The organism is Frateuria sp. (assembly GCF_013362045.1).
Taxonomy (GTDB): Bacteria; Pseudomonadota; Gammaproteobacteria; order Xanthomonadales; family Rhodanobacteraceae; genus Frateuria_A.
The window spans coordinates 1-11,905 of the sequence record NZ_JABFWW010000224.1; the positions used below are offsets into that span (position 1 = coordinate 1).

General features: G+C 68.1%; 14 protein-coding genes. 3 read left to right on the forward strand and 11 right to left on the reverse strand.

Features of this window, described 5'->3' with window-relative positions:
- The 10 genes from HOQ08_RS10740 to HOQ08_RS10785 form a co-directional block, all read right to left on the reverse strand.
- On the reverse strand, positions 1-1,172 hold a 1,172-nt coding region (locus HOQ08_RS10740; RefSeq protein WP_291194372.1), incomplete at its 3' end, for an AlkA N-terminal domain-containing protein.
- Between the two features lie 81 nt (positions 1,173-1,253).
- A complete protein-coding gene (locus HOQ08_RS10745) occupies positions 1,254-1,670 on the reverse strand; it encodes a DUF6326 family protein (protein WP_291194376.1) in 417 nt (138 codons plus the stop codon).
- Entirely contained in the window at positions 1,651-2,403 is a 753-nt protein-coding gene (locus HOQ08_RS10750) for a DUF4386 domain-containing protein (RefSeq protein WP_291194380.1), read from the reverse strand. Before HOQ08_RS10750 ends, HOQ08_RS10745 begins: the two co-directional genes overlap by 20 nt.
- Positions 2,404-2,450: 47 nt before the next feature.
- The gene (locus HOQ08_RS10755; protein WP_291194383.1) at positions 2,451-2,981 is read right to left on the reverse strand and encodes a hypothetical protein; all 531 of its coding nucleotides are present in this window, start codon (positions 2,979-2,981) and stop codon (positions 2,451-2,453) included.
- A 19-nt stretch (positions 2,982-3,000) separates the two neighbouring features.
- Positions 3,001-3,966, reverse strand: coding sequence for a hypothetical protein (locus tag HOQ08_RS10760; protein ID WP_291194386.1), 966 nt, complete (start codon positions 3,964-3,966; stop codon positions 3,001-3,003).
- Positions 3,963-4,820: an ABC transporter ATP-binding protein gene (locus HOQ08_RS10765; RefSeq protein ID WP_291194389.1), complete on the reverse strand. Its 858-nt coding sequence runs from the start codon at positions 4,818-4,820 to the stop codon at positions 3,963-3,965. Before HOQ08_RS10765 ends, HOQ08_RS10760 begins: the two co-directional genes overlap by 4 nt.
- Positions 4,817-5,191 carry a GntR family transcriptional regulator gene (locus HOQ08_RS10770; protein WP_291194392.1) on the reverse strand — a complete coding sequence of 125 codons (375 nt, stop codon included), beginning with the start codon at positions 5,189-5,191 and terminating at the stop codon, positions 4,817-4,819. The genes HOQ08_RS10765 and HOQ08_RS10770 overlap by 4 nt, the downstream gene beginning before the upstream one ends.
- A 3-nt stretch (positions 5,192-5,194) precedes the next feature.
- Positions 5,195-5,515 carry a hypothetical protein gene (locus HOQ08_RS10775; RefSeq protein ID WP_291194395.1) on the reverse strand — a complete coding sequence of 107 codons (321 nt, stop codon included), beginning with the start codon at positions 5,513-5,515 and terminating at the stop codon, positions 5,195-5,197.
- A 203-nt stretch (positions 5,516-5,718) separates the two neighbouring features.
- A complete protein-coding gene (locus tag HOQ08_RS10780; protein WP_291194398.1) occupies positions 5,719-7,380 on the reverse strand; it encodes an amidohydrolase in 1,662 nt (553 codons plus the stop codon).
- 212 nt (positions 7,381-7,592) lie between these two features.
- Positions 7,593-8,177, reverse strand: a complete 585-nt coding sequence (locus tag HOQ08_RS10785; RefSeq protein WP_291194400.1) for an FMN-dependent NADH-azoreductase — start codon at positions 8,175-8,177, stop codon at positions 7,593-7,595.
- Positions 8,178-8,294: 117 nt separating this feature from the next.
- Here HOQ08_RS10785 and HOQ08_RS10790 point away from each other — a divergent pair, with 117 nt between their 5' ends.
- The 3 genes from HOQ08_RS10790 to HOQ08_RS10800 are packed head-to-tail and all read left to right on the forward strand — an operon-like array spanning position 8,295 to position 11,261.
- Entirely contained in the window at positions 8,295-9,272 is a 978-nt protein-coding gene (locus HOQ08_RS10790) for a LysR substrate-binding domain-containing protein (RefSeq protein WP_291194403.1), read from the forward strand.
- Between the two features lie 43 nt (positions 9,273-9,315).
- On the forward strand, positions 9,316-10,461 hold the full coding sequence (locus HOQ08_RS10795; RefSeq protein ID WP_291194406.1) for a pyridoxal phosphate-dependent aminotransferase: 1,146 nt from the start codon (positions 9,316-9,318) through the stop codon (positions 10,459-10,461).
- Positions 10,449-11,261 (forward strand): amidohydrolase, encoded by an 813-nt coding sequence (locus HOQ08_RS10800; RefSeq protein ID WP_291194409.1) that lies wholly within the window; start codon positions 10,449-10,451, stop codon positions 11,259-11,261. Before HOQ08_RS10795 ends, HOQ08_RS10800 begins: the two co-directional genes overlap by 13 nt.
- 171 nt (positions 11,262-11,432) lie before the next feature.
- Here the strand turns inward: HOQ08_RS10800 and arsC are convergent, their stop codons facing one another.
- Positions 11,433-11,783 (reverse strand): arsenate reductase (glutaredoxin), encoded by a 351-nt coding sequence (gene arsC, locus HOQ08_RS10805; protein WP_291194412.1) that lies wholly within the window; start codon positions 11,781-11,783, stop codon positions 11,433-11,435.
- Between the last annotated feature and the right edge of the window lie 122 nt (positions 11,784-11,905).

An 11,905-nucleotide genomic window follows, 5' to 3' on the forward strand; every position in this document is an offset into this window, starting at 1 on the left:
TACGCCACGAGGGCCGCGGCGCGCGTGCGGATGATGCCGAGCTCGGCGATGCGCTCGATCGGCAGCGCCGCGATCGTCTCGGGCGCGGGGAATGCGCGGTGGATGTCGTCCCACGGCGTCGCGACGGGCGCGCCGAAGGCGTCCACGAGACGGCGCGCCAGCGTTCGCGCGGCCGCGACGGTGACCTGCTGGCCGAGCACCGCGCGCACTGCGATCTCGAAGCCGTCCCAGCCGCCAGGCAGCCGCAGGCCCGGGCGCTTGCGCAACAGCGGCGCCAGCACGCCGCCCGCGCCGAGGGTGGCTGCGATCGCGCGCGGTTCGGCGTCGAGGTCGAACATGCGCCGCAGTCGTGTCACCAGTGGAAGCAGCTCGGACGGTCGCGGGCAGTGCAGTTCCAATCGGAGCGCGTGCTCGTCGCCCGGCCAGGCGGACAGGCGCAGCCAGCCCGGTGCATCGGCCGGACCGAACACGCGCGCGTAGGCATGCGCATCCACCTGCTCGATGCCTGGGAGGGAGCGCGTGCGCAGGAAATCGAGCACGCTGTCGAAGTCGTACGGCGGCCGGTAGCCCAGCCGCAGCACCAGTGCCTCGCCGGCATCGAGGGAGTGCGGCCGGCGGCGAAGCTCGCGCGGGGCGATGCGGTTGGCCTGCGCAAAGGCGGCGTTGAACCGGCGCAGGCTGCCGAAGCCCGAAGCGAGCGCCACCTCGGTGACCGACAGCGCGGTCTCGGTCAGCAACTGCTTGGCGAACAGCAGCCGTCGCGTGGTGTGCACGCTGAGCGGCGGTGCGCCCAGGTGCTCGACGAACAGCCGGCGCAGCTGGCGCGCACCCACGCCGACGAGGCCTGCCAAGGCATCCAGCGAGCCATCGGCCAGTGCACCCGCGTCGATCAGCTTCAACGCACGCGCCACCACGTGTTCGCCACGGTGCCAGGCGGGGTTGCCGGGCGCCAGTTCCGGCCTGCAGCGCAGGCACGGGCGGTAGCCGTCCGCTTCCGCGGCTGCGGCGTTCGCGTAGTAGCGCACGTTGGACGCCTTGGGCGATGGCGCCGGACAGACCGGGCGGCAGTAGATGCGCGTGCTGCTGACGGCGGTGAAGAACAGTCCGTCGAAGCGCGCATCGCGGCTCAGGCGCGCCTGTTCGCAGATCTGGTGGTCGGGCAGGGTGGACATGCGGCGCAGGCTAGCACCGCTCCGATCGCCGGACTCGCCGTTTTCGGACATCAATGCGCCGGTCCACGCCGGCGCCTGCGATCAAGGCGTCGCCTGCCGCGGCCAGCGCCAGGCGTACCAGAGCACTCCCAGCTGCAGCACCACTTCGACGATGCTCATGAACACGTAGAAGGCCCATGCCCCCGGCAGCGTGGCGAGCACGATCGCGGTCAGGGCCGCCCCGATCAGGACGTTGAGCCAGCGGGCCAGCGCCGGCGGCAGGGCCAGCGACAGGAAGACCATCACCGCCGGGACGGCGACCAGCACGGAAACGGCCACCAGCGAACCCTGGCTCGTGGGCCCCAGTGGGCCGATGCCATCGAGGATGTCCTTGAGGCTGCCGGGCCGATACAGCCCCCAGAAATCCCCGTAGATGTAGCAGAACATGATGGACGTCCACAGCGCGGACAGCTTGAACCGCACGTGGATCTTCGGGTCTTCAAGTCGCGTCGAAACCATCGTCTTTCCCTGTATCGATAGAGCCGGAAGAGGACATGCCGGCGGTGACCGCAGACTTCGGCGGCAGGCGTACGCCCAGCAGCAACAGCCACAGGCAGGTACCGATTTCGCCGAGGGAAGCCGGCAGCATGACGTACTGCGCGGCCGCCGATGCCGGATACGAAGGCAGCAACAGCGTGCCGAGGAAATCGGCCAGGTAGCCCAGGCATCCGAGCATCAGCAGCACGCCCAGTACGCGAGGCAGGAAGCCGCACTTGAACACCAGGTAGCCGAACGGCAGCAGCCACAGGCCCCAGAAGATCTCCAGCAGGAGCAGGCCCTGCCGGTAGGCGTCGAGCTGCAGCATCACCTGGACATGCAGTTGTTCGGCGGTGAGCGCGCGCAGTCCGTCGGCGTGCCCCAGCAGCGAGAGCACGTTTAGGTGGTGCAACATGTTGGCGAAGGCAATCGGCACGCTGGCCGTGGCCAGTGCCACCATCGCCACGGCGGCACGCCGGCCGGCCTGGCTCAGCAACCGATGGAGCGCCAGCGGCAACAGCAGAAAGGCGACATTGCAGACCACCTCCGCCAGGATGCCGAAGCGGAACAACGCCTCCGACTGCTGGATGCGGGCGACCGTGGCCGCGGCATCGCCATGGGCCGCCAGCTGCGAAGGCACGTAACCCAGGTAGAAGCTGCCGGCAACCACGGTGATCAGGTAAAGCAGGCCGGCAAGCCGGGCGATTCCGTTCATGCGTCCTCGCTGTCGTTGCTTTTGGCGCCGCGCCAGGCGGCATCAGGTCACGATTTGTCCCGGCAGCCGGTCCCATCGTTGCCGATGATTCCGCTGAAAGGCCTGAACGCCGCCAGCGAGGTCGCCAACCGGTCCTGCGCGGCCTTGATCTGCTGCATGTCCAGGCAGATCTTCGAGGCTTCCTGCCTGATCCGGCTGGCGGCGGCCTCGAGCCTGGCGTCGGCCTGCCTACCGTCGCCGCCCACTACCTTGGTGGCGGCGCTCTTGAGCGAGTCCACTGCCACGCTCGCTCCGGCCATGCCGGTGGCGAGGCCGTGTTCGCGCACGGCAAGGGCTGCCCGGTAGTACTGCTTGAGCTGTTCGCGCTGGGCCGGGTCGATGGCGATGGCGTGGCCGTCCACCGCGAGGTCGCCGGCGGCATCGAGCCGGCCTTCGATGCCGCCGTTGCCGTGCAGGGTGACTTCGCCGCCGCGGACGACGATGCCGCCGTCGGCGATGCTGGTCGAGTGGCCGCCGTTGCCGCAGCCAGCCAATAGGAGGCCGGCTGCGAAGGCTAGGGCGAGATTTCGACGGGACATGAGTCGTCTCCCCGATGCGTCAGCTGTCGTCGCGCCAGCGGCGGAACCAAATGGCCGCGCCTATCAGGCCCGCACCGGCCAGCACGCCGATCCACAGGTTGGCCGAGCCGAGCATCTGGTAGGTCTGGCCGAGGTTCATGAAGTCCAGGCTGGCATGGCCGCCGTCGGTGGACACCGTCAGGCGGTCGGCATTCCAGGCCACTCCCGCGCCGGGGAAAGCGCTGAACAGGGCGCGCAGCACGATGTTCTGCCAGAACCAGCCGGAGGACAGGTTGAACAGGCCCATGATGCCGAACCAGGTGACGAGCAGGCCGGTGGCCACCGGCAGAGCGACGGCCCACAGGAACGGCTTGGTTCGCGCCCATGCCGAGCACAGCAGCAGCCAGCCCACCGAAGGCAGCGCCCACAGCAGGTACAGCGGGATGTAGCCGATCAGGTTGGCGGCGACGCGGAACGGATGGGAGAGCAGCAGCAGCCGCCATACGTCGACCCCATGGAAGGACAGCGCCACGGCGAGCATGACCAGCTGCAGGATGCCCGCGGCAAGGCCGACCAGCGTGGCGATGATGGGCGCCACCAGGGTCGCGCTGGCGACCTTGGACAGCACCGTGGCCGAATCCGAGAGCGGCAGCGACTTCCAGAACAGGATGCTGCGATCGCGGCGCTCGTCGTACACCGCGCCGAGGCAGTAGAAGAACACCACGAAGCCGAGCACCACGGTAAGCAACGCCATCGACGAATACATCGCCATGTCCAGCGCCGTGCCGACCTGGCTCAGGTCGCCGGCATCCATGCGCCTGATCACCTCCTGCAGCTCGCTGCTGGCCCCCCATCGCACGCCATGGCGGGAGCCTACGACTTCGGCGGCGATGATCGCCATCAGGTTCAGCAGCAGGAAAATGCCGCCGGTTATCACGGGCGCCCACAGGAAGCCGCCGCGGTGTTCCCAGAACTCGCGCTTGACGAGCCAGGTGAAGGTTTTCATGCGTAGGTCCCTTTCATGGTGGCGACGAACAGGTCGCTGACGGACGGCCGGCGGATCTCGCCCAGCGCCTCCAGCGTCGCGCGGTCGGCGCCGTCGAACAGGAAAATGCTCTTGCCGAACACCTGGCGCTCGTCCAGCGGGTTGAGCGTGCGGGCGGAGGCGGCCTTGTCGGCAGCGACCATCACCTCGGCGAAGCGCTCGCCGACGGCGTCCATGTCGGTGTCCAGCACGATCTTGCCGTCGCGGATGAACATCAGGTCGGTAAGGATGTGCTCGATCTCCTCCACCTGGTGGGTGGTCACGATGATCGTCTTGTTCTCGTCGAAGTAGTCCTCCAGCAGGCTCTGGTAGAACTGCTTGCGGTAGAGAATGTCCAGGCCAAGGGTCGGTTCGTCCAGCACCAGCAGGCGCGCGTCGATGGCCATCACCAGGGCCAGGTGCAACTGCACGATCATGCCCTTGGACATCTGCCGCACGCGCTGGTCGGGCGTGAGCTTGGTGCGCTTGAGGAAACCTTCGCACTTGGCGCGGTCGAAGCGCGGGTGCACGTGGGCGACGAAGTCGATCGCCTCGCGCACGCGGATCCAGCGCGGCAGCACCGCCACGTCGGCGATGAAGCAGACCTGCTCCATGAGCTTGTCGCGCTGCGTGCGCGGGTCATAGCCCAGTACGTTGAGCTCGCCCTCGAAGCTGGTCAGGCCCAGGATCGCCTTGAGCGCGGTGGTCTTGCCGGCGCCGTTGGGGCCGATCAGGCCGACGATGCGGCCGGATTCGATCGTGAAGTTCACGCCGTCCAGCGCGGTGGCGTTCTTGTAGTGCTTGCTCAGACTTCGCGCGGTGACGATGGCGCTCATGGCTGCGATTCCGTGTTGGCCGGCGCTTCGCGCATCAGCGTCTTGAGATCGAGCCCCAGGCGCTGCAGGCGCGCATACAGCGCCGGCCATTCCTCGCGCAGGAAGCGCTCGCGTTCTGATTTCAGCAAGGCCTCGCGGGCCCCTTCGGTGACGAACATGCCCAGCCCCCTCCTTTTTTCGACCAGTTGATCGTCGACCAGCTCCTGGTACGCCTTGGACACCGTCAGCGGATTGATCTGGAAGTCCGCTGCCACCTGGCGTACCGACGGCAGCGAGTCGCCTTCGTTCAAGGCGCCATCCAGGATCATCGCCACTACGCGTTCGCGCAGCTGGCGGTAGATCGGGACGCTGTCGTTCCAGGTGATGGTCATACGTTATTCCTTGCTGGCACGGGCGATCTGGGTGCCAAACGAATAGTAGGGCATAGCCAGCTGCGCCCCGAGCAGGGTGGCGCCCGCTCCGGCGTGCGCGTCCAGTGCCGGCACGAGCAAGGCGCTGGACAGGTCGGCCTCGCCGAGCAGCGCGGCGCGCATTTCGCTCGCGCCGGGGTGCACCTCGACCGGGGCCAGGTTGACCACGCGGATGCCGTTGATTTCGGAAACCGGCGCGGTACGCACCGGGGAGCTCAGGGCAACCAGGCCCGTCGCGGTGAACAGCGTGGCGGCGGCCAGGGCGATCAGGTTCTGCGCTTTCATGGCGGGTCTCCTTTAGTGACCTCGTGGACCGGTGTTGTAGTGAACTATAACACCATCCAAGAAAGCGTCAACAGGCAACTGCCCATGACTGATGGGCTATGCCTGTGCCTTGATTGAAATCAATGGATTACGGCGCGCTTTGCCGCGCCCGGCGCTCATGCGCCCTCTCCCGGCCTGGTCGGGGAGAGGGCAGAGTGCATGCCTCAGTGGCCGGCCGAATACACCTGCTTGCCGCCCAACCAGGTGCCCAGCACCTTGGTCTTCCAGATGTCCTGCGGGTTGATGCTGAAGATGTCCTGGTCGATCAGGATGAAATCGGCGTACTTGCCCGGCTCCAGCGTGCCCTGGGCCTTCTCCGCGTGGCCGGCATAGGCCGCGTCGAGGGTGAAGGCGCGGAACGCCTCGACGAGGCTCAGCTTCTGGTCCGGGTACCAGCCGCCAGGCGGCTGGTTCTGGTGGTTCTGCCGGGTCACCGCCGCATGCAGGCCGAAGAATGGGTTGGGCGATTCCACCGGAAAGTCCGAGCCGAACGCGACCACTGTGCCCTGCTTGAGGAAGCGCCGCCACGCGTAGGCGCCCTGGATGCGCTGGTGGCCCACGCGATCCTCGGCCATGTTCATGTCGGAGGTGGCGTGGGTGGGCTGCATCGAGGCGATCAGCTGCAGCGGCACGAAGCGCGGGATGTCCTTCATGGAGACGATCTGCGCATGTTCGACCCGGTTGCGCAGGGCCTTCGCTTCCGGATGCACCTTGTAGGCTGCGCTGAAGGCGTCGAGCACCTCGCGGTTGGCCGCGTCGCCGATGGCGTGGATGTTGACCTGGTAGCCCTTGGCGAAGGCCTTCTCGATCTTCGAGGCCATCGTGCCCGGGCTCATGAGCAACAGTCCGTGGTTGTGCGGGTCATCCGAATAGGGCTGGAGCATGGCCGCGCCGCGGCTGCCCAGCGCGCCGTCGGCGAACAGCTTGACCGCATGCACGGTGAGAAGACCGTCGCCGTAGCCGTCCAGCGGGCCTTCCGCGGCGATCGTGTCGAAGGCTTCGCCGGTATCGCGCACCATCGCATAGATGCGTGCGGTGAGCTTGTGCTCGTCGGCGTAGCGCTTGTAGAGGCGGTAGTTGGGCAGGTCGATGCCTGCATCGTCCACGCCGGTCAGGCCCACGCGCGCCATGTCGGCCAGTGCGGTATCGAGCGCGGCGGCGCGTTCCGGGTCGGTGGGTTCGGGCGCGCTGATGAGCGCCGTGGCGCCGTCGACGAAGACGCCGGTCGGGTTGCCCTGGGCGTCGCGCTCGATGCGGCCACCCGGCGGATCCTTGGTGTCGCGGGTGATGCCGGCGAGCTTCATGGCCGCGGTGTTGGCCCAGGCGGCGTGCCCGTCGACGCGGCTCAGCCACACCGGCCGGTCGGCGACCGCGGCATCCAGTTCCTTTGCGGTGGGAAAGCGGCCGAGCTTCCAGATCACCTGGTTCCAGCCGCCGCCGGTGATCCAGCGGGCATCCGGGTGGGCCTTGGCATAAGCCTTGATGCGCGCCAGTGCCTCGTCGAGCGACTGCGTGCCCGTCAGGTCGGCCTGGGTGAGCGCGTAGCCCAGTTCCAGCACGTGGCCGTGCGCATCGATCAGGCCCGGCAGCAGGGTCTTGCCGTGGCCATCGACCACCCTGGCACGACCCGCCCGCTTGGCCAGCGCGGCATCGGTGCCGGTGGCGACCACCTTGCCGCGGTCGACCAGCAGCGCATCGAAGTGCTGCAGCTTGCCGTGGCCGTCCAGGGTGTAGCCCTTGACGTTGTGCACGTACAGATCGGCGGCCTGCAATGCCGGCGCGATGGCCAGCAGGGCGAGCAGGGACAGACGCAGGGAGTGGTTCATGCGTGCGGATTCCTGTGCAGGGAAAGTCCGCAGTGTGTCGGGCTGTGGCCGGTTTTTCCACCGACAGGGACGCGCGACGAAAAAGAGAAAGCCGTTCGCCCTGAGCGTAGGCGCAAAGCGCAGAAGTCGAAGGGCCCTGAGAGGTGCTTCGACTTCGGCCTGCGGCCAGCACGAACGGTTTGCGCGAGGCGATTGGTGGTATCGCGTGGGGGTTACGCCGCCTTGGGCAACAACGTCCCGATCGCTTCCTTCGCCGCCGCCAACGCCTGCTCCTTGTGGTCGGCGCTGACCGCCACGCCCTCGGCGCGCACGAACTCGATCGCGGTGATGCCCAGGAAGCCGAGCACCGCGCGCAGGTAGCTCTCCTGGAAGTCCATCGCCGCGCCGGCGGTATCGGCGCCATAGAAACCGCCGCGGCTGGAGGCGACGATCACCCGCTTGCCGCCGGCCAGGCCTTCCGGCCCGTTGGCGGTGTAGCGGAAGGTCTTGCCGGCCACTGCGATGTGGTCGATCCAGGACTTCAGCTGGCTGGGAATGCCGAAGTTGTACATCGGCGCGCCGAGTACGATCACGTCGGCGGCGAGGAACTCGTCCATCACTTCGCTGCCGAGCAGGGCTGCCGGATCGGCGGCGTCGGCCACCGGCGACCAGTGCGGCAGCGGCTGCGCCGCCAGGTCGCGGGAGCGGACGTTCGCGTCCGGGCGGTTGCGCTTGAACCGAGAGACGATGTCGGCGGTCAGCCCGCGCGAGACCGAGTGGCTGCCCAGGGCGCTCGAGTCGATATGCAGCAGTTTCATGGCGTGGCTCCGATCAAAGGCCGGCATGCCGGCGACGGGAGCTACGATAGTTTTGGGACAATCTCCTGATAAGTCGGCTAATATCGAACTTATCGTTCCCAATGGGAAACAAAGGCCATGACCCTCGACGGCACGCTGCAGGACCTCAACGACCTCTACTTCTTCGCGATGGTGGTCGAGCACAACGGTTTCTCTGCTGCCGGGCGCGCGCTGGGCATTCCCAAGTCGCGGCTCAGCAAGCGCGTGGCGCAACTGGAGGAACGCCTCGGCGTGCGCCTGCTGCAGCGGACCACCCGCCGCTTCGTGATCACTGAAGTGGGCGAGCGCTTCTACGGCCATTGCCGCGCGGTGCTGGAGGAGGCGCGGGCCGCGCAGGAAGCGGTCGACGAACTGCGCGCCGAGCCACGCGGCGTGGTGCGGTTGAGCTGCCCGGTCTCGCTGGCGCAGACGGTCGTCGCGCACGTGCTGCCCGACTTCATGGCGCAATATCCGAAGGTGCAGGTGCGCGTGCTTTCCAGCAATCGCCGCGTGGACGTGGTGGGCGAGGGCTACGACATCGCCATCCGCGTGCGCAACAAACTGGACAGCGATGCCAACCTGGTGATGCGCACATTCGGCCTGTCCCGCGTGTTGGCGGTGGCCAGCCCCACGCTGCTGGACCGCCTCGGGCGGCCCAAGGTACCTGCCGGGCTTTCGTCACTGCCTGCGCTGTCGATGCAGGAGCACGAGGGCGCGCAGGTCTGGGAGCTGATCGATGCACGCGGCGAGCGCGTTACGGTGGAGATGGGGGCGCGGCTCGTCACCGGCGAATTCGCCCTGCTGCTGGAAGCTGCGCGCCGCGGGCTCGGCGTCGCGCTGCTGCCCGAGTTCGTCTGCGCGCCGGCCATCACGCGCGGGGAGCTGGAGGTGGTGCTGCCCGACTGGAGCGTGCCGGAGGGCACCATGCACTTCGTCTACCCGAGCCGGCGCGGCATGCTGCCGGGCGTGCGGGCGCTGGTGGATTTCCTCGCCGAGCGGCTGCCCGACGCCACGCGGCAGAAGCACGAGCAATGCAAGCTGCGTCCGCTGGCGCCGCTCGAGCAGCCGCCGGCGTGAGCCGTGCTAGGCTTCGCGTTTGGCCTTCCAGACATCCGGACGCATGAACATCGACACCAAGCTGCCCAAGGTGGGCACCACCATCTTCAGCGTGATGAGCCAGCTGGCGCTCGATCACCAGGCGGTGAACCTGGGGCAGGGCTTTCCCGATTTCGAGCCGCCGCAGTCGCTGCGCGACGCATTGACGCGCGCGATGGCCGAAGGCAAGAACCAGTACGCGCCCGGCATCGGCACGGCGCCGCTGCGCGAGCAGATCGCACGTAAGACGCAGCAACTGTACGGACGACCCGTCGATCCGCTCACCGACGTCACGGTGACCTCCGGCGCCACCGAGGCGCTGTTCTCGGCGATCGCGGCCATCGTGCGGCCGGGCGAGGACGTGATCGTGTTCGACCCCGCCTACGACTCCTATGAGCCGGCGATCGAACTGCAGGGCGCGCGCGCCGTGCACATTCCGCTGACGCTGCCGGACTTCGCGATCGACTGGCAACGCGTGCGCGATGCGATCACGCCCAAGACGCGGATGATCCTGATCAACAGCCCGCACAACCCCTCCGGGGCGGTGCTGTCGGCCGCGGACCTGGACGCCCTTGCCGAAATCACCCGCGACACCGACATCGTGGTGCTGTCGGACGAGGTCTACGAACACATCGTTTACGACGGCAGGCGGCACGAGAGCGTACTGCGCCATCCGGAACTGGCCGAGCGCAGCATCGTGGTGTCGAGCTTCGGCAAGACCTACCACTGCACCGGCTGGAAGGTCGGCTACGCGGTGGCGCCGGCAGCGCTGTCGGCGGAGTTCCGCAAGGTGCACCAGTACCTCACCTTCTGCACTTTCCATCCGGCGCAGGCGGCGTTTGCCGAGATCCTGGCCAGCGATCCGGCGCATTACCTGGAGCTGCCGGACTTCTACCAGGCCAAGCGCGACCACTTCCGCGCGCTGCTTGCGCCCTCGCGCCTGAAGCTGCTGGACGTGCCGGGCGGCTACTTCCAGCTGGTCGACTACTCGGCCATCCGCGACGAGGACGACGTCGCCTTCTCGCGTTGGCTGGTCGAACACGGCGGTGTGGCCGGCATCCCGCTGACGCCGTTCTACGAGAAGCCGGCGGACGCGCGCCTGCTGCGCCTGTGCTTTGCCAAGAGCGACGCCACGCTCGCCGCCGCCGCGGAGCGCCTATGCCGCCTGTGAACCTGCAACCGTTGACCGTCAGCCTGGTGCAGGGTGCCACGCGCTGGCACGACGCGCCGGCCAACCGGGACTACTACGGCGCGTTGGCGCGCCAGGCGCGCGGCAGCGATCTGGTGGTGCTGCCGGAGACGTTCCTTTCCGGCTTCAGCAACGACACGCGCGCCAGCGCCGGCACCATGGACGGCGAAGGCGTGGCCTGGCTGCGCGCGCTGGCCGCCGAGGTGAATGCGGTGGTCTGCGGCAGCCTCGCGATCAACGAGGACGGTACCGTCTACAACCGCCTGTTCTGGATGCGTCCGGACGGCAGCCACGCGCAGTACGACAAGCGCCACCTGTTCCGCATGGCCGGCGAGCACACCCGGTACGGCGGCGGCCGCGAGCGGCTGGTCGTCGAGCTGAAGGGCTGGCGCATCCTGCCGCAGGTCTGCTACGACCTGCGTTTCCCGGTGTGGCTGCGCAATCGTCGGCTGGAAGGCGCGGCCGGCGGCATGGACTACGACCTGGCGCTGTTCGTCGCCAACTGGCCCGCGCCGCGCCGGCAACCATGGCGCACCCTGCTGCGCGCACGTGCGATCGAGAACCTGGCCTACGTGGTGGGCGTCAACCGCGTGGGCGTGGACGGCAACGAGATCGCCTACGCCGGCGACAGCGCCGCGATCGACCCGGTCGGCGAGACGCTGATCGAACTGGGCGCTCAGGAGCAGGTCGCCACGCTGCGATTGGACCCCGCACCGCTGCTTGCGCATCGCGAGCGCTTTCCGGCCTGGATGGATGCCGACGAGTTCCGCCTGGAGCTTTAGCCGGAATCCGAGATCCTCGCCCTCCTGTGGAGCGATGGCACCCGGGGACCACGCACGGCCGAACCCGCTCCACCCTTCGGGCAGCCCTCACGGAGGGAAATAGGGGAAAGCATTGAAAGCGCAGCTTGCCCCTCAGCCTCCCCGCAGGCGAGTGTCTGCGATCACCTGCGATCAGCTTAGGATGGCCAGCACCGCTTCCGGCGGGCGGCCGATGGCGGCCTTGCCGTTGGCGACCACGATGGGCCGTTCAATCAGCTTCGGGTGAGCGGTCATCGCCTGCAGGATGGCTTCGTCATCGATCGCAGGATCGGCGAGTCGCAGTTCCGCGTACTCGGCTTCGCCGGTACGCAGCAACTGGCGTGGCGTCATGCCGAGCATGCGCAGCAGGTTCCTGAGCTCGTCCGCGCTAGGCGGCGTGTCCAGGTAATTGACCACTTCAGGCTCGATGCCGCGGGCCTGCAGCAGTTCGAGCGTGCCGCGCGACTTGGAGCAGCGGCTGTTGTGGTAGATGCGCACGCTCATCCCGATGCGCCTCAGCGGTTGCCGTGCCGGTTGCCGCCGCGACCGCCCGGCGGGCGGCCGCCGCCATGGCCCTGCGGCCGGTTGCCGCGGTTGTGCGGACGGCCGCCCTGGCCCGGTGTGGC